The sequence below is a fragment of the Ferrimonas marina genome, assembly GCF_900129905.1.
Taxonomy (GTDB): Bacteria; Pseudomonadota; Gammaproteobacteria; order Enterobacterales; family Shewanellaceae; genus Ferrimonas; species Ferrimonas marina.
In genome coordinates, this window is the sequence record NZ_FQXG01000001.1 from 763,739 (window position 1) to 784,984 (window position 21,246).

General features: G+C 60.9%; 19 protein-coding genes and 1 riboswitch. Of the genes, 8 read left to right on the plus strand and 11 right to left on the minus strand.

Annotation, left to right across the window (positions count from 1 at the left end):
- Positions 1-7 precede the first annotated feature (7 nt).
- Positions 8-1,165, plus strand: coding sequence for a BamA/TamA family outer membrane protein (locus BUC04_RS03510; protein ID WP_067658724.1), 1,158 nt, complete (start codon positions 8-10; stop codon positions 1,163-1,165).
- A gap of 67 nt (positions 1,166-1,232) precedes the next feature.
- Here the strand turns inward: BUC04_RS03510 and BUC04_RS03515 are convergent, their stop codons facing one another.
- Positions 1,233-2,339, minus strand: a complete 1,107-nt coding sequence (locus tag BUC04_RS03515; RefSeq protein ID WP_067658727.1) for a hypothetical protein — start codon at positions 2,337-2,339, stop codon at positions 1,233-1,235.
- A gap of 17 nt (positions 2,340-2,356) precedes the next feature.
- Positions 2,357-2,431, minus strand: a riboswitch (cyclic di-GMP riboswitch).
- Between the two features lie 456 nt (positions 2,432-2,887).
- Here BUC04_RS03515 and BUC04_RS03520 point away from each other — a divergent pair.
- Together BUC04_RS03520 and BUC04_RS03525 are read left to right on the plus strand one after the other, a co-directional pair.
- Positions 2,888-3,910, plus strand: a complete 1,023-nt coding sequence (locus tag BUC04_RS03520; RefSeq protein ID WP_067658730.1) for an efflux RND transporter periplasmic adaptor subunit — start codon at positions 2,888-2,890, stop codon at positions 3,908-3,910.
- Positions 3,907-7,017 carry an efflux RND transporter permease subunit gene (locus BUC04_RS03525; RefSeq protein ID WP_067658734.1) on the plus strand — a complete coding sequence of 1,037 codons (3,111 nt, stop codon included), beginning with the start codon at positions 3,907-3,909 and terminating at the stop codon, positions 7,015-7,017. Before BUC04_RS03520 ends, BUC04_RS03525 begins: the two co-directional genes overlap by 4 nt.
- 101 nt (positions 7,018-7,118) lie before the next feature.
- Here the strand turns inward: BUC04_RS03525 and BUC04_RS03530 are convergent, their stop codons facing one another.
- The 5 genes from BUC04_RS03530 to BUC04_RS03550 form a co-directional block, all read right to left on the minus strand.
- Complete coding sequence (locus BUC04_RS03530) at positions 7,119-7,877, minus strand: MBL fold metallo-hydrolase (protein WP_067658737.1); 759 nt, start codon at positions 7,875-7,877, stop codon at positions 7,119-7,121.
- A gap of 131 nt (positions 7,878-8,008) precedes the next feature.
- Positions 8,009-8,785: a methyltransferase domain-containing protein gene (locus BUC04_RS03535; RefSeq protein WP_067658740.1), complete on the minus strand. Its 777-nt coding sequence runs from the start codon at positions 8,783-8,785 to the stop codon at positions 8,009-8,011.
- 112 nt (positions 8,786-8,897) lie between these two features.
- Entirely contained in the window at positions 8,898-9,989 is a 1,092-nt protein-coding gene (locus BUC04_RS03540; protein ID WP_067658743.1) for a hypothetical protein, read from the minus strand.
- Positions 9,990-10,153: 164 nt separating this feature from the next.
- Positions 10,154-11,314 (minus strand): serine hydrolase domain-containing protein, encoded by a 1,161-nt coding sequence (locus BUC04_RS03545; protein WP_067658746.1) that lies wholly within the window; start codon positions 11,312-11,314, stop codon positions 10,154-10,156.
- Positions 11,315-11,411: 97 nt separating this feature from the next.
- Positions 11,412-12,368, minus strand: a complete 957-nt coding sequence (locus BUC04_RS03550) for a helix-turn-helix transcriptional regulator (protein ID WP_067658749.1) — start codon at positions 12,366-12,368, stop codon at positions 11,412-11,414.
- A gap of 367 nt (positions 12,369-12,735) precedes the next feature.
- On the opposite strand from BUC04_RS03550, the gene BUC04_RS03555 reads away from it, so the two are divergent.
- Together BUC04_RS03555 and cspE are read left to right on the plus strand one after the other, a co-directional pair.
- Entirely contained in the window at positions 12,736-13,926 is a 1,191-nt protein-coding gene (locus BUC04_RS03555) for a class I SAM-dependent methyltransferase (protein ID WP_067658751.1), read from the plus strand.
- Between the two features lie 365 nt (positions 13,927-14,291).
- Positions 14,292-14,501 carry a transcription antiterminator/RNA stability regulator CspE gene (gene cspE / locus BUC04_RS03560; protein ID WP_067658753.1) on the plus strand — a complete coding sequence of 70 codons (210 nt, stop codon included), beginning with the start codon at positions 14,292-14,294 and terminating at the stop codon, positions 14,499-14,501.
- Between the two features lie 61 nt (positions 14,502-14,562).
- On the opposite strand, the gene BUC04_RS03565 is transcribed toward cspE, so the two are convergent.
- Positions 14,563-15,048 carry an ATP-dependent zinc protease family protein gene (locus BUC04_RS03565; RefSeq protein ID WP_067658755.1) on the minus strand — a complete coding sequence of 162 codons (486 nt, stop codon included), beginning with the start codon at positions 15,046-15,048 and terminating at the stop codon, positions 14,563-14,565.
- Between the two features lie 119 nt (positions 15,049-15,167).
- Positions 15,168-15,521, minus strand: a complete 354-nt coding sequence (locus tag BUC04_RS03570; protein WP_067658758.1) for a hypothetical protein — start codon at positions 15,519-15,521, stop codon at positions 15,168-15,170.
- Between the two features lie 196 nt (positions 15,522-15,717).
- On the opposite strand from BUC04_RS03570, the gene yfcE reads away from it, so the two are divergent.
- Positions 15,718-16,263 (plus strand): phosphodiesterase, encoded by a 546-nt coding sequence (yfcE, locus tag BUC04_RS03575; protein ID WP_067658761.1) that lies wholly within the window; start codon positions 15,718-15,720, stop codon positions 16,261-16,263.
- A complete protein-coding gene (locus BUC04_RS03580; RefSeq protein WP_067658764.1) occupies positions 16,260-16,820 on the plus strand; it encodes a VOC family protein in 561 nt (186 codons plus the stop codon). Before yfcE ends, BUC04_RS03580 begins: the two co-directional genes overlap by 4 nt.
- A 53-nt stretch (positions 16,821-16,873) precedes the next feature.
- On the opposite strand, the gene BUC04_RS03585 is transcribed toward BUC04_RS03580, so the two are convergent.
- The gene (locus BUC04_RS03585) at positions 16,874-17,998 is read right to left on the minus strand and encodes a MalY/PatB family protein (protein WP_067658767.1); all 1,125 of its coding nucleotides are present in this window, start codon (positions 17,996-17,998) and stop codon (positions 16,874-16,876) included.
- A gap of 30 nt (positions 17,999-18,028) precedes the next feature.
- Positions 18,029-18,829, minus strand: a complete 801-nt coding sequence (locus BUC04_RS03590; RefSeq protein ID WP_067658769.1) for a M23 family metallopeptidase — start codon at positions 18,827-18,829, stop codon at positions 18,029-18,031.
- Positions 18,830-18,914: 85 nt separating this feature from the next.
- On the opposite strand from BUC04_RS03590, the gene BUC04_RS03595 reads away from it, so the two are divergent.
- Positions 18,915-20,261 carry a dihydroorotase gene (locus BUC04_RS03595; protein ID WP_067658772.1) on the plus strand — a complete coding sequence of 449 codons (1,347 nt, stop codon included), beginning with the start codon at positions 18,915-18,917 and terminating at the stop codon, positions 20,259-20,261.
- Between the two features lie 59 nt (positions 20,262-20,320).
- Here BUC04_RS03595 and BUC04_RS03600 read toward each other — a convergent pair whose 3' ends face one another.
- Positions 20,321-21,181: a flagellar protein MotY gene (locus BUC04_RS03600; RefSeq protein WP_067658775.1), complete on the minus strand. Its 861-nt coding sequence runs from the start codon at positions 21,179-21,181 to the stop codon at positions 20,321-20,323.
- Between the last annotated feature and the right edge of the window lie 65 nt (positions 21,182-21,246).

The following is a 21,246-nucleotide window of genomic DNA, read 5'->3' on the forward strand; positions in this document are numbered from 1 at the left end:
AAGACATATGAGATTACTCCCCCTCGCCGCTGCGCTCTCCGCCACCTTCGCCCTTCCTGCCCTGGCAGAGACCGAGGTGAAGCCACTGTTTGAAACCGAGCCCAATGCGGTGATCGATTCGCTGGATCGCTTGCTGTCGGTGTTTGGCGCCGAGGAGGAGTACGACGAGTCTAAGGGGCTCAACTCCAGCTACATCCCCGCGGTGTTCTACACCCCGGAACAGGGCCTCGGCGTCGGTTTGCTCTACGTCGGCCTCTATGGCGATACCCAGGGCGGCACCGAGCAGCCCTCGGCGCTCATTCTTAACCCCTATGTCTCCTCCAACGGCTCCATGGGGATCTCCGGCGACAGCTACCACTTCACCAACGGCGGCGATAACCGTTTCAACCTGGATTTTAAGATCCAGGATGATGCCTCGGTCTACTATGGCGTGGGCTATCAGAACGGCCAGCAGGACGACAACCAGGTGGATTACGCCGAACGCCTGCTGCGGCTCAAACCCAGTTGGCAAAGTCGGGTGGGCGGCAACCTGTTCCTCGGTGCTGGCGCTGATCTGCAGATCGTTGCCCCCACCGACATCGAACCCAGCACTGGCGCTGAGGGCCTGGCCGGTGAGCTTGAGCGCAACACCAGCTACGGTGGCTTCGTCTCGGCGGTGTACGACTCCCGCGACAACGTCATCAGCGCCAGCGAAGGGATGCTGCTGCAGGCGGACATCGGTGCCTACTACGACGACAGCAACAGCGAGGCCTTTGGCCTCTACGACCTGACCGCTTCCCAGTATCTTTCGCTGGACCCGGTACCGGGACTGCTGGCTTGGCAGGTGCAAGGGTCGTTTAGCTCTGGCGAGGTGCCCTGGAACCGACTGCCGGATTTGGGTGGTGACAAGGCGATGCGAGGCTACATCGAGGGACGCTACCGCGATAACCAGATGATGATGGCGCAGATGGAGTACCGCCTGCCCATCTATTGGCGCATCGGCATGGTGTTCTGGGGTGCAGCCGGCACCGTGGCCGACACCCCCTCCGAGCTGTGGGAGGATACCCTCTACAGCTACGGCACCGGCTTTCGGGTGAAGATCAAAGACAAGGTCAACCTGCGTGCCGACATCGGCTTTGGCGAGCACGAAGCCGCCTTCTACTTCCACGTCAACGAGGTGTTCTAGCCTCTTTGTGCTGCCAACAAAAAAGGCCCCGCAATTGCGGGGCCTTTTGTTATCTCAATTCAGAGAATTACTCGCCGAACAGGGAATCCATCTTGGCTGCAATGGCTGCTTCAATACCAGCGCCCTTGATCAGCAAGGTCTGAACCATGGGATGATTTGGCGAGTGAACGGCAATGGCAAAGCTGGTTGGAGTAATCCCAACAAGCTCAACACCCTCTACGCCACCATTCTTGTGCTCTGTTAAGGCATTAAACAGTGCTACCGCGCCATTCAAATCCATGTTGTTCTTGCCAGCAAGGGCAATAAATTCATCGGTCACGTAACGACCGGTTCCCAGCATGGTCCACTTTGCTTTGATATCAAAATCGAAGGTGGCAAAGCGTGAATTCTTATCGCCGTTGTTGATCAGACCAAGATCCACCGCTTCAATCGCATCGGTTGCGCAACTACCGGTAAAGGTGATGCGCTTGGTGGTGGGTCCTGCGGCACCAAACTCAATGGTGTAGCTGGTGTCGGTCAGTCCCGCCAAGCGAGCGTTCTCGATGCCATGAGGGTCATTCCACCCAGAGTCCTCTACCAGGCCGGCAAACAGCCCTTCTACCTCGCGGTTGCCTCGCTGGTCACAATGGATCTTGGAACCACCGGTGATCTCGGCAAACTCCTCGGAGACATTGCGTACCGCGTCACTGCGGCCACCGCCTATCCAGATGTTGCCACTACCGTCAGAGTAAAACTCAGCAAATTGGGACTGGTTGTTTTTGATGTCCACATTGCCACGGGCAACAGAGTTAATGATGCCTTCAACCGCAGCGCCCTGGAAAACCACGGTATCGACAGGCCCCTTCCCGGTGTGCAGCTTCAGTGAAAAACTGTTCGGATTTAAGAAGCCCAGCTCAACGCCCGGCAAGCCATGGATATTGTTCCAGCCACGGCCACCCAGAACTGCAGCCAATAGCGGTTCAATATGACGCTCTTGGAGGTTAAAGCTATCGACGATGTCAGCAAACTCTTGGGAAATGGCGACACGAGATGAACCACTACCACCCAAGTAAAGTTTGGTCACTTTATCGGTATCGTAGATGGCAAATTGGCTTTGTCCATCACCAATGTCCAAGCTATTGGCCATGGCGGGAGAGGCGGCGAGAAGAGCACTCAACAGTACTGCGTATTTCATTGTAAATGTCCTTATTACAATGCAACCCGGCTATCTGCGAGAGACCCGTGGCTTTCCGTCCCCGCCTCGCGACGGGTTTGGCACTACTGTGTTCGCCCGCCACTTTAAAAAGGCTGAAAGGTCACAGCAAGCTGAAGCAAAAAGAGAAAATAGCGTTTAACAAGCACAGGCTTAAACAGGATCCACAGAGCTGAGTTCAGATGGGGATCATCACCAGACCAAACCAAATTCAACAGCGCAAAATTCCAATCTTCCCTGTTTGCCGCATGAATGCTCGTTCGGTCAAAAACCACCCAAAGCCAAATCACCAGTGACTAGTGTCGGTATCTATCACCGCCCGTGCCTATGAGAAATAGAGGATTCCCATGGTGATCCACGACTAAGCCCGGGGAGTTATACCAATGCCCGCGCAAACGTAAGACTTTGCGACAATTTTGATACAAAAAAGCCGGCGTTGATGGATCCGGTTCGGGCCCGGTTCGCGGTATGCTGCAAGCAACAAGGAAGGCCCTGCGCCAAATGATGTGCCAAACAACGGATTGAGAACCATGAGATTCCCACGCTTCAGTGCCCTGCTGCTTGCCAGCCTGGTCGCTGCCCTGCCCCTGTCCGCCAGCGAATCCGGTAAGCCGGTGGAGTACCATACCGTCGCTACCGCGGCCTGGGGTGACCGCCTCAATGCCCTGGCCACCATCTACGCCCGCCGCCAGATCGACATCACCAGCCAGGTGGATGGCTTCATTACCGAGGCGATGATGGCGGATGGCCAATCAGTGGAACAGGGCGCGACCCTGGTGTCGCTGGACAGCCGCTTCCCCGCCGCACAACTGGCAGACGCCAGTGCCCATCTGCAGGAGGAGCAGCGCCGACTGCAGGAGTTAGAGCGGCTGCGCCACAGCAATGCGGTGTCCGAATCCAGCCTGCTGCAGCAACGAGCCGCCGTCGCCCGAGCCACCGCGCAAAAAGACGCCCAGCAGGTCACCCTCTCCTATTACCGCCTCACTGCCCCCTTTACCGGCGTACTGGGGTTTAGCGAGCTCAGCCCCGGCCAGTATGTTCAGCGTGGTGAGGTCCTAGCCCAGCTGACCGATCCCGACAGCCTCTACCTGGATTTCCACCTGCCCAGCCACTACCTGTCGCAACTGGCACTGGGGCAGCCCATCAGCCTGCAGTTGGATGCCTGGCCCGGGGCGCGCTTCGATGCCAACATCAGCAGTATTGAACTGTCGGTCGACCCACAAAGCCGTAATGTCCGGGTACGCGCCAGCCTTCCTAAGGGCGACTCGCGACTGCGCCCTGGCCTGTTGGCCCGCATCACCCTGACCCTGGGCCAAAGCGATGCCCTGGTGGTGCCTACCCGCTCGGTGTTCTACCGCGGCTCCCAAGCTTACGTCTACCGGGTGGACGAACAGCAGCGAGCCCGGCAGGTTCCGGTCAGCCTGGGTGGCAGCCAGGGCGAGTCCACCCAGGTGCTCGATGGACTGAGCCAGGGCGATCAGATCGTTGCCAGCGGCGTCAGCCACCTCAGTGATGGCAGCAAGGTGCAGAACCAGACGGAGATGACGCTATGATCCTGTCCGATCTGGCCATCAAACGCCCGGTGGTCGCCTGCGTGATCAACCTACTGCTGATTGTGTTCGGGGTGCTGGCAATCCAGTCTCTGAGCCTGCGGGAGTACCCAGACGTGGCCTCGCCGGTGGTCTCAGTGCGAGCCAACTACCCCGGCGCTGCAGCAGATATCATCGAGTCCCGGGTTAACAAGGTGATCGAGGATCAGCTCTCCGGCATTGAGGGCCTGCGGGCTATCCAGTCGGTGGCCCGGGAGGGCCGCGCCCGGATGCGCATCGAGTTTGAGCCCAACCGCGATCTCGAGGCGGCGGCCAACGATGTACGAGATGCCGTGGCCAAAGCCCAGCGCAGCCTGCCCCGCAACATGGATCCCCCCACGGTGGAGAAAAGCGACGCCGACGGCGATGGGGTTATCAGCTTCGCTGTCTCCTCTGAACGTCTCAGTGCCGTCGCCCTGACCGACTACATCGAGCGCCAGCTGGTGGAGCCGCTCAGCCTGCTCGATGGTGTCAGCACCGTTGAGCTTCGCGGTGATCGCCCCTACGCCCTGCTGGTGCAACTGGATCCGGTGGCCATGGCCAGTCGCCAGGTCACGGTAACGGACGTCGAAAACGCCCTGCGTAATGAAAACCTGGAAGCCCCGGCGGGTAACCTGTCCGATCCCGCCCGCAGCTACAGCATTAGACTGGAGCGCAGTTACCTGACCGTCGCGGATTACCGCAACCTGATCGTCCGTCGCAACAACGACGGTTCACTGTTGCGCCTGTCCGACATCGCCGAGGTGCGTACCGGTGCCAAGGACGACCAGCGGGTGCTGCGGGTCAACGGCAGCCCCATGGTGATGATGGAGTTCCTCAAGCAGTCCAATGCCAACACCCTGGACGTGGTGGCGGGGATCAAGGCGGAGATCGCCCGTATTGAGCCCTTCCTGCCGGAGGGGATGGCGATCGTGCCGCTGTCGGACAGCTCGGTGTTCATCGAAAGCGCCATCGACGAGGTTTATACCACCCTGGCAATCACTGCTGCGCTGGTGATTGCGGTGATCTACAGCTTCCTTGGCAGCGCCCGGGCCACCTTGATCCCCGCGGTCAGTGTGCCGGTCTCCTTGCTGGCCACCTTTGCCGTGATCGGTCTGTTCGGCTTCTCCATCAACCTGATTACCTTGCTGGCGCTGGTGATGGCGGTAGGTTTGCTGGTGGACGACGCCATCGTGGTGCTGGAGAACATCGTCCGCCGCATCGACATGGGTGAGCCACCGATGCTGGCCGCCTATCGAGGCACCCGTGAAGTCGGCATGGCGGTGATCGCCACCACCCTGGTGCTGTTGGCGGTGTTTATCCCCATCGCCCTGATGGGCGGCACCGCCGGCCTGCTGTTTCGGGAATACGCCATCACCCTGGCCGCCGCCGTCAGCATCTCCACCCTGGTGGCTCTGACCATGGGGCCGGTAATGGGCAGCCGTCTGCTCAGCCTGAATGTCACCCCCAACGGCTTTCACCGCCTGATTGAGCGCGTCTTTGCGGCGCTGGAGCGAGGCTACGACCGTCTGCTCAAGGGGCTGCTCAAACACAGCTACCTGGCGGCCCTGCTGGTGCTGCTCAGCGTCGGCTTTATCGCCAGCAGCTACAGTCTGCTGCCCCAGTCCTTTGTCCCCCGGGAAGACCAGGGCCGACTCTACGTAGTGATGCGTGCCACCGAAGGCACCGGCTTCCACGCGGTTCAGCCGGCGCTGGATGAAGCGGAGCAGCGCCTGGCCTCACTGCAAGCCCCCAACGGACCCATCGCCTCCATGGCACTGCGCAACCCGGGCCGACGGGGTGAGCATGAGATCATCCTCATCGTCGACCTGGTGCCTTGGGGAGAGCGCCAACAGAGCGTGTTCGAGGTGGGCAGTGCCATCCGTAAAGCGCTGAGCCCGATGACCGACTTTCGCGTCATCCCCATCGTGCCCACCAGCTTTGGTGGTCGCGCCGGTAACCCGGTGGAGATCGTCATCGGTGGTGGAAGCTATGAGCAGGTGCATGGCTGGACCGAACAGCTGCTGACCCTGGCCGCCGAGAACCCCAAACTGCTGGATCTGGACAGCGACTACCAACCCACCACCCCGCGGCTTCGCGCCCGCATCAACCAGGCCTACGCCCATGAGCTTGGGGTTTCAGTGGCAGACATCGCCACCACCCTGGAGACGGTACTGGCCGGGCGCAACATCACCACCTACATAGAGAACGGCGAGGAGTACGACGTCCACGTCCGCGCCCCGCGGGAACGCTTCAGCAGCGTGACCGATCTTGCCGACATCTACCTGCGCTCCAACCAGGGCGACATGCTGGTGCGGCTCGATTCCCTGGTGGAGATGGAGGTGGAGGGCCAACCCAGCGAACTGCGCCACTACAACCGCCGCAAGGCGATTACCCTCACCGCCGATCTGGCCGACGGCTACGCCCTGGGTGAGGCGCTGAGTTATCTCGAACACCTGGTCGCGACCGAGCTGCCCAGCAACGCCACCCTGGATTACAAGGGCGAATCGCTGGAGTACAAGCGCTCCGCCAGCTCCATGGGGGTGGTCTTTGCCCTGGCCCTGGTGGTGGTGTTCCTGGTGCTGGCCGCCCAGTTTGAGAGCTTTGTCCACCCGCTGGTGATCGTCCTCACGGTGCCGCTGGCGCTGACTGGCGCCTTCGCCGGCATGTTGCTGACCGGGCTGGAGCTGAACATCTACACCCAGATCGCGCTCATTATGCTGATCGGCCTGGCCACCAAGAACGGCATCCTGATGGTGGAGTTCATCAACCAGCTGCGGGACCGGGGCGAGGCCTTTGATGACGCCATCCGCCACGGTGCCGGACAGCGCTTGCGCCCCATTCTGATGACCGCCATCACCACCCTGGCCGGCAGCATCCCGTTGATGCTGGCCTCCGGTGCCGGCTCGGAATCCCGCGCCGCCATCGGCACGGTGATCTTCGCTGGTGTGCTGGTAGCCACCATCATGACCCTGCTGGTGATCCCCGGGCTGTATCGCTTGCTGGCACGCAACACCGGCTCACCGGGCGAGCAGCAACAGAAGCTGGAGGAGATGGAGCGCCGTCACCCGCCCTGGCGCAAAGCCGCCTAAGCGCCCTGCCCTTGGCATGCGCGTAAAAAGAAACGGGGCCGCAGCATTCGCTGCGGCCCCGTTGTGTTAGTCGGTTTGGCCATTATGTGAGTCGGGCAAGACTAGTGTCCCGCCCCGGGCAGCAAGGCCCGCTGAAAACGCGCCTTCACCGCTCGCCAGTGGGTCTTGGGCTTACGGGGCGCCAGGGTCGCCAGGTGGTCATATTCCTTGTCGGTCAGCCGTACCTCACCGCCGTGGGCCAGGATCACCGAGTGTGGTTCCAGCTCCCGCACCTTGGCCAGCGACTCCCGGTAGCGGTTGGGGTGAAAAATGGGGAACGGCGGCACGTAGCGGCCCTTAACCTTAACCATCAGATCCGCCACATAGATGCGGCGGCTGGGCAGGTGATGCAAAGAGATGTCCCGGTCGGTGTGGCCATGGGTGGTGACGGTCTGCCACTCCTCAAAACCCGGCAGTGGCTGGCCATCACTGAGCACCACGTCCGGGTGTAACTTGGCCGGATACCAGATGTTACGGCGACGACGTTTGAGCCGGGTGGCGACGTACTGGGCCAGGGCAACATCGGTGAGGTGCATTAGCCGCCCGTCCAGGCCACTGTACCAATGCCGCTCTGCCTCGCCGGAGGCGATCTGACAACCGGTCAGCGCCTTGAGCCGCCCTGCCGCGCCGGCGTGATCCGGGTGCATATGGGTAACCACCACCAGTTTGAGGTCAGTAATGGGTCGGCGCAGCTTGTCACGGATAAAGCGCAATACCGTGCCCACGTCCGCTCGGCTACAACCGTCCAGCAGCAGCAGACCGTGGTCGTACTCCGCCAGGTAGATGGTTTGGATGTATCCGCCGAATCGATGAAGCTGCATGCGCTCTCCTTGCCTTACCAGGAGGCTCCAGTATGGGCGCGAATGGAACCCATTCGCAAGGGTGGATAGATCCCGCTTATGGCGTCAGGCCCCTAGCTTTACGCATTTGACCCCGCGCCAAGGTCGATTTGCTAACCGGGCTTGCGCACCAACAGGTGGGTGTAACGACCAAGCTCGCGATACAGCGGCTTGTCGCAGTAGGCCAGCTCCAGTTCAATCAAGCGCTCCAGCTGGCTTTGCTGCAGTGATTTGTCCCGTAGGTAGTCGTGGATAACACGCACTCCGCATTGATGCTCTACCACCAGGCCCAGATCCGATAGCCACTGGATCACCTCAGCATTCTTCAGTGGATTTTGCGGCACCATGCGTACCCGTCGGGTTTTGGCCTGGGTCATCGCCTCACCCAGGTTGTCAAAGTTGCCCGCCACCAGGTTGTGCATCTCCGCCCCCTGGTGATTAAAGAACGCCAAGGACAGCAAACCACCCGGCTTGAGGTGGTCCGCCAGCACCGCCAGCACCGGTTTGGGCTGCTCACACCACTCCAGTACCGCATGGCACAGCACGCCATCAAACTGGCCGAGCTGATGCTCATCCAGCCGCTGGATTGGCCCTTGCAGGAAGCGAACCCGGTCCGACAGCATCTTCTCCCCCGCCCGCTGTTGGGCGATGGCCAGCATCTCTTCGGACAAGTCAGTCAGGATCAGCGGATGCCCTTCGGCAGCCACCCGCAGTCCCATCTGGCCCTGGCCGCCACCGGCATCCAATACCGGCGCGCCGGCAGGCAATTGCGGCAGCAATCGCTGGCTGAGCTGCTGCCAAAGTACCGCCTCGCGGACCTTACCTTTGCTGGTGCCGTAGATGTTGTTGGCGAACTTTTGCGCTTGAGCGCCGTCCCAGGGTTTCGTCATCGATGTGAGCCTTGCGGGTTATGTGGCGGACAGTCATAGCATAACTGGCAAATCCCCGGCAGGGGATGAGGGCGTAACTGGCCAGATTGCCATCACCCTCACCCCCGTCTGGCTAGAGGGTGGACAGGTACTGCTTCACCGCCGCCATCGGCTCGGCAATCTCAATGTTGTCACTGCCCATCTTCAGACGACAAAACGGCGAGTCGACACACTGCTGGGCAAACTCGGCAGCGGCCACACTGCCATCATCCAGCCACAGGGTTTCCTGGTCAGCTTGTCGATGCACCGCCAGCATCGGCTTGGCGTGCTGGGTGTGCAGCCAGGCCTGGCTGGCGCGCTCCCCCTGAGAGGCAACGTAGAGCCGAGGCTGGCCCGGCTGCTGTGCCTCACCGAAGGCCAGACCGATGGCATGGTCCGCGTCTTCGCTTTGCCACAGCAGCACCAGTTCGTCCTGCTCAAGCTCACTGCGGTGAACACGACACTGCGCCGTATCCTGGCGACACAGCGCCTGAGTGGCCTCGGCGTTCAGGCCATACTTTTCAATCAGTTGATCCAACTCGGTGCCCGGACGCAGCGACTCCGGATCGTCCATCACCCACTCATCCTTCAGCTTGATAACGCCCTGGGTGTCGTCGATCTCCAGAATGTAGCGCTGCAGGTGACCCGCCTTGGGGCTGTGATCGGCATAGACGATGCCCTTGTAGGTGGGCACCACCAGCAGGTAAGGCACACTGGACTCCGGAGCATAGAGCCACTGGAATTCCGGCTCCGCTTGCAGCGGTTGATCGTCCAGGGTGGGCAGATCGCTTTGCGCCTCATCGGCCTGCACCGCCACCATACCCCAGCGGCGGTTGTGCATCTCAATCTCGAAAGCGGTGTCGTACTGGCCTACCCGCACCTCGCCTTGCAGGGCGTAGTGGCTGCTAGGCGCCTGTAGCTCCCGGAACTCGGGGTGAGACAAGCTCAGATCGGCGGCCCCGTAGAGGGTCAGCTCGACACCCTGGTTCAGGTTAATCCCCTCGAGGGTGCGTTCGCCCTTAGCGTCAGCGACCTGGAGCTGATAACCGGACAGGATACGGCCCCGGTGGGGCTGGTAATCGGATTGGCTGGCCGCCAGTTCGCTGCCGGTGGCGGTCAGGCGTACCTGGCGGGGCTCAAGTGTTTCAGTCTCAGAACTGCATGCAGTCAGAAGTAACAGGCTCATTGGGAGCCACAAGGTGGTCTTTCTCATTTAACGCTTCGGTCTTTCTTACTGGATAACACGCCAGGCTGTATTCGCCTGGCGATAAGGAACAGCAAACCGCACAACAATGGCTGTTGTTATGGCTTGCATTGCATGGGTGCTGCGCCGAACGGCACAGCACGAAATCAGAGGGATTGCATCAACTTACGAACATGGCCACAGAGGTTTTGCGCCGTCGGTCGATTACTGAACCAGACCGCCACGGCGTCCCGCTCCGGTGAGATATAGAGGCCCTGGCCACCCAAGCCGCCCTTGAACAGATCGCCGTCTGCCCAGATGGCATCGAACTGGTAGCTGGCACCGAGGGCGCACTCTTCGGCAAAAGCGGCAAAGGGCGCCGCGCTGGGGCACACCTGGTACAGCTCAGGGTTGTGCCCCTGCTGGATGCGCTGCACCACTGCGGCGGGTATCACCCGCTCTGAAGCAGTGGCGTGCCAGCTGTCTGTCAGCAGCAGGGCGTAGCGCGCCATATCCTCCAAGGTGGAGCTGAGCAGGCCATGGATCACCTCGTACCCGTCGGGGGTCAGCGCCAGGTTGGCGGTGGTGGACATACCTGCCTTGGACCAGATCCGCTGCTGCAGCACCTGGGTCAGGCTGGCTTGCTCCACCTCGGCGATCAGCAGCCCCAGCATCTGGGTATTGGCGGAGCTGTACTGAAATGCCGTTCCCGCAGGCCGAAGTGGGTTGAGGCCCAACAGGGTATTGAGATAATCCGGCTCGGAACCAAACTCACTTTGCAACAGTCGGCGGATCGGCGCTTCGCCATTGGCCCGGCTGCTGGCATCCTCAACCGCATCGATGCCCGATTGCATATTGAGCACGTCCCTCACCGGAATGGCTCCCCAGGCGGTGCCATCGGTCTGGGGCATATAGCTGGCCATCGGCTGGGCCGGATCGACTCTCCCCTCCTCCACCAGCATCGCCACCAGCACCCCCGCCAGTGACTTGGCGCAGCTCATCCAGACATGGTGGGTTTCCGGTGCCAGGTTGTGCTGTTCAAACACCACCTTGCCGTGCTGCAGGATCATCATGCCGTCCACTTCCGGCTTAAGCCCACCCAAGTGTTCACCTAGGCGGGTGTCACCGCAGCGCACAGACAAGACCGGTCCACGGGGTAACAGCTCTCGCTCCAGCGGCGAAAAGGTGCCCGCGGGTCGAAGTGGCGCACTGGGCAGTACGCAGGCCAGGTTCTGCCAGTACCAACTGGCGCGCTCGCCGGGCTGTACAAAGCTGTCGAGCGAAAACGCCTCAAGGTAGGCGCGATGAGGGTGTTGATGGGAACTCATAGGGGTGAATGCCGTGACAAGCCCGAAACGGGCAGATTAGGGGACTGCAGAGGATACCGGCGCGCCTGGCACCGGTATGTATCACTTTACGACAACCTCAATTGGTCGCGCGCAACACACTGGGGCAGCAGCGGGTCTGGCGTTTCAATGCCCGGCTGAAGTTGGAAGGGTCGCTGTAGCCCAGTTGCTCCGCCACTTGGGCCACGGTCTGGCCGCGGCGCAACATGTTTTGCGCCTCCTCGGCCTTCTTGCCGTTGTGGTAGTCACGAAACCGCACGCCATGGCGAGCCAGCAAACGTTGCACGGTGCGCTCGGACACCCCAAACAGGTGGGCGACGAACTCCAGACTGAACTGGGGATGGCGCCAGTAGGCATTCATTACCGCCATCAATCGCTCAAAGGGTTCGCTGTTTTGCTCAAACTGCAGCGAGGCTTCTTCACTGGCCTGAGACAGCCAGAACCGGATCTGGTTCTGGTCGCTGTCTTCCAACACCTGGCTGCAACCGGTCTGCTGCTGCAGCAGCTCCGGGCTGATACGGCGATCGGCCATGCCGATCTCCATCGGCGTCCACTGATCGGAAAAATAGTGCCGCAACAGGGCCAGCAGCATCGCGGTAGTGAAATTGGTGGCGTGGTCGTGGCCACGGCTGCGCACCGACAAGGCGCTTTGATGAGACAGGGTCACCAGGTTGCCGCTGACGCTCATCTCCAGCCTGGCGTGGGAGCCGAGCAGATGCTGCTGCTCAAGGGTTCGAACCAGACCGGTCAGCACATCGTCGCTTTGGGTAATCGCCTGCCTCATCGGCTGCGGCAGTACCGAAAAGCCCATCACTTCAGCCGCACGAAAGCCCAGGTCAGCTTTGCCGGTCAGCTGTGCCGCTCCTTCCGCTACCAGGCCAATGGCATAGCTGGGCAGATAGCGGCCGCACCCCTCCAGATCCGCCTGTTCAAAGGGGAACATCTGGCGCAGCAGCGCCGGATTGTGGCCGCTTTGCTGCAGATAATGAAGAAACGGCGACGCCAATTTGGCCAGGCCGATGGGCAGGGTTTTCATTCGATACGCTCTTATTCAGGGTCTAACGGTCACCAACGTGGCTGGAGGCGGCACCATCGGGGAAGCGACCTGTGCAGTCAATGGTCACTTTGCGACAGCCGATCATTGCGCACAGGTTTTGACCGTTGGGTTGGGGTTTGCAACAGATTGGGTTCAGCTAGGACCATCCGGTCATTAAAATGCAGAACCAACTGGCGCCTCAAAAGGCGTTTTGCTGGCTCAGCCCATCGACCAAGTTCAATGCCCGCTGGTAAAACGGCGACAGAGCAGCAGCTTAACGGGCGATTTGCGCTTGGCGCACTTGCCTGTTGTGGCCCCGCTGCCTACAATCCGCCCTCTTTCTCATCACCCTGCCGGAAACACCGTCATGACCGCGAAAATCATCCTGAAACGATCTCGAGACAAATCCCTGCTGCGCCGACACCCCTGGGTGTTCTCCAACGGTGTGGCAGATGTGCAGGGCAAGCCTGGGCTGGGTGACACCGTTGAGGTGCTGGCCAGTGATGGCCGCTGGTTGGGCCGCGGCGCCTACTCGCCGGAGTCACAGATCCGGGTGCGGATCTGGACCTTCAACCAGGATGAGAAGATCGACCTGGACTTTTTTGCCGGCAAACTGGCCCGGGCCCAGGCGGGTCGTGACGACCTGATCGCCCGTGATGGCCTGACCGGTTACCGCCTGGTGGCCGGTGAATCCGACGGCCTGCCAGGGATCACCATCGACCGCTTTGCCGATGTGCTGGTGTGCCAGCTGCTCAGTGCCGGCGCGGAAAGTCATCGGGAGCTGCTGGTGGAGGCACTCAAGGCCCAATACCCCGACTGCGCCATCTATGAGCGCAGCGACGTGGATGTGCGCAAGAAGGAGGGGCTGGCGCCGGTGAAAGGCCTGCTGCACGGTACCCTGCCGCCGCAGCCGATGCCGTTTGAGGAGAACGGCCTGAAGCTGCTGGTGAATGTTGAGACCGGCCACAAGACCGGCGCCTACATCGACCAGCGGGACAACCGCCTGGCGGCCAGCCGTTACGTCAAGGGCAAGCGGGTACTCAACTGCTTCAGCTACACCGGTGGCTTCGGCACCTACGCCCTCAAGGCCGGTGCTGAGGAGGTGATCAACGCTGACGTCTCCAAGCCGGCGTTGGCCCTGGCCCAGCAGACCGCCGAACTGAACGGCCTGGATGTGGCGCGCCTGACCAACCTGGATGCGGACGTGTTCAAGCTGCTGCGCCAGTACCGGGATAATGGCGAACAGTTTGACGTGATTGTGCTGGACCCGCCCAAGTTCGCCGACAACAAAGCGCAGCTGCCCGGCGCCTGTCGCGGCTACAAGGACATCAACATGGTGGCGATGCGCTGCCTCAAGCCTGGCGGTATCTTGCTCACCTTCTCCTGCTCTGGTCTGATGGACGCGCCGCTGTTCCAGAAGATCGTGGCCGACGCCGCCCTCGATGCCCATCGTGAAGCCCAGATTGTCGAAAAACTGACGCAGGCGGCAGACCACCCGATCGGCAGTGCTTACCCTGAGGGTTTCTACCTCAAAGGCCTGGTACTGAGAGTCTGGTAAACAATTAATATAATTAATTTTTTTTGACTGGTTTCCGGATCAAAAATGGCGGATTTGGTGGTTGTTGCTATCAACAGCCCCAATCTGTAGTGGTCAGGCTGGATCCGGTTCGACAGATATTTGGCGAATTCGTCCAAGATCATGGAGTTGACATAGCCCAAGGAATGTGAAACTCCAATCGCTGTGTTATATTGCAACAGTCCGCCAAGGACAAGGCAGCGACAATTTGATCTTGAACCTTCCGCTCAACAGTTCCAACCGCAAGGCCTGTGGTCGAGAAGCGCTTCACCCACCGAAGGTGCCTGGAGGCATCACCGGTAGCAAATTGCGTGCAATGTAAACACTATCTCGATTCAGGAGAGGCTATGTCTCAAGCAACAGGCACCGTTAAGTGGTTTAACGACGATAAAGGTTACGGCTTCATCAGCCAGGACAACGGTGGCGGTGACGTATTCGTTCACTTCCGCGCTATCCAAGGCGACGGCTTCAAGTCCCTGGCCGAAGGCCAGGCTGTGAAGTTCGACGTTGAGCAAGGTCCCAAGGGCCCGCAAGCTGCGAACGTTGTGCGTCTGTAATTAACAGCGCGCAATAAAAAACAGGACGCCATGGCGTCCTGTTTTTGTTTGTTCGGCTAACTCACTTCTCTTTGGGCAGCTCTACGTCCACCAAGAAGTCACCCTTGAGCCAGTTACGGCCAATCAGCAGCTTGTAGGTCATCGGGGTGCGGTCTTTCAGGGTCACCAGCACCTCCTTCTCCTGCCCCTTCGGGCCAATGCGCAGCGGTACCACGTAGCGATCCTCGCTGCCCTGGGAATTACGGATGTGGCTGACCTTGGCGATGGGGGCCTCGATGGTCACCGGCTCACCGCTGATGTCCTGGGTGACAAACCGCAACGTTTTGCCGATGTTGTCGTCCCAGTCCTCCAGATTGCCGCCAAGCACCTCCATCTGCTCAGCGTGAATGGAGGTCTTGGAGGCCCCGGTATCGATCCGGGCCATCATCTCCAAATCCGCCTCGATCACGTTCAGTCGGGCTACCGGTCCAATTACCTGTTTGTAATCCGCGGCCACGGCTGACGCTCCCAGAGTCAATGCCAAAACGGCACCGAACACGCTTTTCATAGTGGGCAAACCCTCGGTTTCAATTCTCATTCGAAAGCCTATCAGCTGTCTGCACTGAGCGCGAGTTTCGCTGCGTAACTCCATGATCCGCAGTTAGGATTGGTTAAGCTTCCAGCAAATCAGTGGAGCAAATGCTGGGTTTGTAGCGCTGTCTCATAATTTCGTGCTACCTGCACCGCCAGCGGGGTGCTGGGCAGCGACAGCTCCAGCTTTTCATTGTAGAACTCGAACACCTCGACCATCAGATCCGCCAACGGGATCGACTCCTCTTCGGCCACCTGCACGGCAATACCAAGGTCAAAGGCCACCGCCATATTGCAATCACCCAACTCATCCAGGTAGCGCTGTTCTACCGCCTGCAGCAAGCACAACCACATGGTGGCGACCAGTGCACTGGGCAACTGCTCCTCCATCTCATTGCTGCGATTGTCCCATGGGCCGCTGACGATCTGTTGCGAGGTTTTGCTGTCCATACTGCCTCCCTGGCGTCCAAGTCACGGATGTTAACATTTTGTTTTCATCTTCTTTCACGGTACACCAGTGCCTAGCCCAAGGACAGTGGTTTTTATCCTCGCCCATGACTGCACTGAACAGACCAGCGCGTAGCACTGGCAGCGGTGTGCCCAAGCCAGTAAACTGTCGGCAAATTTGACCCCAACCCCCGCCACTATGCTGTTTGTCTCCGATATTCATGGTTCAATCACTGCGCTTGAACAAGCGCTGCAATGGAAAGAAAAATTGGGCGCGCAAACCCTTGTGTTACTTGGCGATCTGCTCAATCATGGTCCCCGCAACCCGATCCCGGAAGGCTACGATCCCCAGGCAGTAGCGCAACGGCTCAACGCCATGGCGGACCAGATCATTGCAGTTCGAGGCAACTGTGACAGCGAAGTGGACCAGATGCTGTGCCAGTTTCCCCTGTTGGCGGAGTACAACTGGCTGCTGATCGAAGGGCGTCGGTTGTGCCTGACCCACGGCCACACCATGGGCCCGGACAACCTGCCGCCGCTGGCCGAAGGGGATGGCATCGCCTATGGTCACACCCACCTGCCGGTGGCGGAATGGCGAGAGGGTCGCTTTTACTTCAATCCTGGCTCCGTCACCCTGCCCAAGGGTGGCCATCGAGCCAGTTTTGGCCACTTTGATGGAACGACTTTTAAGGTCATGGATTTTGCTGGCGAGCTGCTTGCCAGCGCCAGCTGGAAGCGAGAATGACATACCAAGAATTGATGGACAGCCTGCCCGATTTTGCTCAACGGGTGGGCCAACTGGCGGACCGACTGGGACTGGTTCGTGCCCGCCTGGTGGCAGACCACATCGCCGTGCGCTTCACCGAGCGCAGCGACGCGGATGCGATCCGCGCCAAGCTGCTGGAGAACGGCACCCTGCTGTCGGAGAAAGAGATCAACGGCCGGCCCATCCTGCTTATCCAGCTCAATACCCCCATCCAGGTGGGCCCCTGGGCCATCGATCTGGTGGAGCTGCCCTACCCCGATGGCCGCAAGCGCCCCGATGGCTGGGAGCATGTGGAGCTGGTGCTGCCCAGCGAGGCAGAGAACGAGGAGCAGATGCTGGCCGCGGTGCGCCAGATCCCGGCGGTGATCGCCAAGTGGCCGGTGCTTAATGACGGCACCTTAGGCATCGAGATCAAGACCAGCTGCCCCAAGGGCGACAATGAGCCCTACCCCAATCCCACCGTGGCCTTTAAGCACCAGGGCCTGACGGTGAAGGTACACCCCCGGGACATCCGCGAGGTGCTGGGGCTGCGCTGAAGCGCACTTGTAGCAGCATCCAACAAACAGGGCACCCAATCGGGTGCCCTTTTCTATGCCGCCGCGATGCCCGCCTTAAGCCGCTTTAGCCCCTCCGCCAGGGTAGCCCGGGCACAGCCAAAGTTGATGCGGACATGACCGGGTGCGCCAAACTCGGAGCCATCGGACAACCCCACACCGAAGCGCTCGAAGTGCCGGGCCGGATGATCAAAGCCCAGCGCGCGACAATCCAGCCAGGCCAGGTAGGTGGCATCGGTTCGGTGCAACTGGACTCCCTCAATGCCATCGAGTTGCTCACTCATCAGCGCCCGGTTGCCTCGCAAATACGTCAGCAACGCCTCCAGCCAGGGCTCCCCCTCTCGCCAGGCCGCTTCGGTAGCCGCCATCGCCAGCACGTTGCTGGCCGGTGCGTGGCCCTGTAACACCCGCTTGAGCCCCTGACGCCACTTGGGATCCGCCACGATGGCAAAGGCAAAGGGCAGACCGGCCAGGTTAAAGCTCTTGCCGGCGGAGATCAGGGTGAGGGTTCGCTGGGCCAGTGCCGGGGTCAGCGCCAGGGGCCGGTGGGGCTGGCCATCGAGAATGAGATCACCGTGGATCTCATCGCAGATAAGCCGCGCGTCGTATCGCTCCAGCAGCGCCCCCAGGGCGTTTATCTGCTCAACGGTAAAACGCTGGCCTATCGGGTTTTGCGGCACACTGAGCAGGACGGTGCGTGCCCCTTGCTGTAGGGCCCTCTCCAGTTGGTCCAGATCCCAGCCCTGCTCGGCCGCCACGGCAAAGCGGTGCAGTGGCAGGGTCAGGTTATCGGCAACCTGGGTCAGCGGGCCATACAGCGGCGCCGGTGTGGCCAGCGCCCCGGGGCTCTCCAGCGCGCGCACGGCAAAGTTCACACCGGGCATCACCGCCGGTACCGCCACCAGGTGGCTGGGGGGCACCAGCCAGCCCCAACGGCGAGCCAGCCAGTCGACGCAGGCCTGCTTAAGGCTATCGGGCACCGCCGCGTAGCCAAACACGCCGTGCTGTACCCGCTGCTCCAGCGCCTGCTGGATCGGCTGGGCCACGGCAAAATCCATGTCCGCCACCCAGAACGGCAACACATCCCGGCCGGCATAGCGGCCCCATTTGATGCTGTCACTGCCCTGGCGACTGGGCGGGGTATCGAATCGGGGATCCATCCCTAGCTCCTTAGAATCTGTTGGCCGTCGTTAGGGCATCGGCGGTACCAGCAGCACCGGGTCCAGTCGCTGTTGATGCCAGTTGATGCGCCAATCCAGGTGGGGCCCGGTAGCACGACCGGTAGCGCCGACCTCGGCGATGGCATCGCCTTGGCTTACCTCGGTGCCCGGCTCGACCAGGATCTTACTCAGGTGGATCATGGTGGAGCTGACCCCATAGCCATGATCGATGATCAAGGTGCCGCCGGAGTAGAACATGTCCGGCACCGCCAGGGTCACCACCCCATCTGCCGGCGCCACCACCGGGGTGCCGGTAGGGGCGGCGATGTCGATGCCATAGTGGGGGTTGCGCGGCTCACCATTAAAGATCCGCTGACTGCCATAGACGCCGGTAATGCGGCCAGTCAGTGGCCAGATAAAGTCTTGCTGCCAATCGAGTCGAGGCTCAAACCGTTCCCGAGCCAGGTAGGCCTGTTCGGCATCTTCGGCGGCTCGGGCCTGGGCTTCCGGGCTGGGCTGCATGATGTTGCGGGCAATCCCTTCGATGCGTTGGATGTCGTAATCCCGGGGCTTCAGGGTGAGGGCATGGCTTTCACTCTCACCGTCCCGCAGGATCACCAGTTCATGCTGCAACTCGGCATCACGGCCAAAACCAAACACGAAGGCACCCTGCTCGGTGACCGGCAATGCCTCCCCGTTGAGGCTGACGCTGTCCCCCGGCTGGGTCTGTCCGCGGATCAGGCTGCCCTGGGTCAACTCCCCCTGCAACTCCAGCGCAGCTGTAGAGAAAGGTAAACAGATCAAGGCGAAAAGCGGGGCGAAACGAACCATCAAAAATGCTCCTTAGATGGGCATGGGGTCACAAAAAGTCTATTATAAGCACCGCCCTATCCCCTATCACAAGACGAAGACCCCTATGACAACCACATTGATCTCCAATGCCGAAATCCTCAACGAAGGGATCCGCCAGCAGGGCGACCTGCTGATCAAGAATGGCCGCATCGAGCAGATCGGCGGCCAGATCACTGCGCCAGCCGACGCCAAGGTCGTGGATGCCCAGGGCAAGTTGCTGATCCCCGGCATGATTGACGATCAAGTGCACTTCCGTGAGCCGGGTTTGACCGCCAAGGGGTCAATGGCCACCGAGTCCCGCGCAGCGGTGGCCGGCGGTATCACCTCCTTTATGGAGATGCCCAACGTTAACCCGCAAACCACCAACATCGAGGCGCTGGAAGCCAAGTTTGCCCGCGCCGCCGAGGTGTCCGTGGCCAACCACAGCTTCTACCTGGGTGCGACCAACGACAACCTGGACGTGATCAAGTCGATGGACCCGAGCGCCGCCTGCGGCATCAAAATCTTCATGGGCGCCTCCACCGGCAACATGCTGGTGGACAACCCGGAGACCCTGGCCGGGATCTTTGCCAACGCGCCGGTGCCCATCGCCACCCACTGCGAAGACACCCCGATGATCGCCGCCAACGAAGCGGCGGCCCGTGCCAAGTACGGTGAAGCGGTACCGATGCACCTGCACGGCGAGATCCGCTCCCGCGAGGCCTGCATCAAGTCCACCAAGCTGGCCATCGAGCTGGCCCGCAAGCACGGCGCCCGCCTGCACGTGCTGCACATCTCCACCGCCGACGAGTTGGCCCTGTTTGAGCCCAGCAAGTCCCTGGCCAGCCTGAAGGACGCCAACATCACCGCCGAGGCCTGTGTCCACCACCTGTACTACAGCGACGAGGACTACGCTCGCCTGGGTGCCCAGATCAAGTGCAACCCCTCCATCAAGACCGAGCAGGATCGCCTGGCCATCCTGGACGCGGTGCGCCGCGATGTCATCGACATCATCGCCACCGACCACGCCCCCCACACCTGGGAGGAGAAGCAGGGGACCTACTTCAACGCCCCCTCCGGTGTGCCGCTGGTTCAGCACGCCCTGCTCTCCCTGTTCGAGCACTACCATGCCGGTGCGCTGTCACTGGAGACCATCGTACAGAAGACCAGCCACGCGGTGGCGGAGCGCTTTAACCTGAAGGAGCGCGGTTACCTGCGCGAGGGCTACCACGCCGATCTGGCCCTGGTGGATCTCAATGCGCCCTACACCGTCAGCAAGGACAACCTGCTGTACAAGTGCCAGTGGTCTCCCTGGGAGGGGCAAACCCTGCGCTCGACCATCGCCGGTACCTGGGTCGGTGGCCACCACGTGTTCGACGGCCAGAACGCCAGCCAGCAGCCCGTTGGCCAGCGCCTCAGCTTCAACCGCTAAGCCAAAGCCAGACACAAAAAAACCGCCGAAAGGCGGTTTTTTTATTGCTTGCGACAAGCTCAGATAACGCTGTCCAGGCGGATGGTAACCCGGCGGTTGAGTGCCCGCTCACGCTCGCTGTTGTTACGGGCGATGTGACGCTTCTCACCGTGGCCCTGGGTAACGATCCGCTCGGCGGAGACACCGGCAGCCACCAGGCGATCCTTCAGGTCTTCGGCTTGCTGGCGAGTCAGCGCCATGTTGGTCAGCTCAGAGCGGTAGCTGTCGGTGTAGGCATCCAGCAGCACCAGATCCGCCCGCTCATCCAGCGACAGGAAGGTGACAATGCGCTCCAGCTGACGCAGCGAGTCCCGGGTCAGCTGACCCTCTTTATCGTGGTGCAGCACGGTAAAGGCGATGTCCTCAAAGCCATAGGGCAGCAACCCATCCAGGCAATCGACAAAGGCGTCGTATTCACGGCCAAAATTGGCGGCAGAGAGGCCAACGGACACCGGTGATTGATGGTGCCAGTCGTTGTAGAAAAAGGTGGGCTGCCAGCCCTGCTCCAGCTCTGCCAGCACGTTCCAGGCCCCCTGCTTCTCCAGCTCGCCATCGAAGTGGCTGAAGTAGTTCAGCTCGGCAATGGGTTTGGCCGGGATGCCGGGGCGCCAGGCCGGTGCCACCGAGGCCAGCCGGACGTCGGTGAGGGCCTCGGGCTTGCGCCGCATCTCCAGGGTGAAATGCAGGTTCAGCTCCTTATTGGCACGGCTGACAAACACCGCCTTGCCATACCTTGGGATCTCGTGGCTCAGCACACACTGCAGTGGCGTGGATTGCTCCAGCTGCCACTGGGAGCCCTCAATCGGGGCCAGGTATTGTCGTGCACTGGGCTCTGAGGCGCTGGCCACCATCGGCAGCAGCAGGGCCATCCATCGGATCATTCTCTAACCTCTCTCTCGCTGTCATTGGGGGTATCGGCACCCAAAGCCAGAGCTTTAGCCCGGAT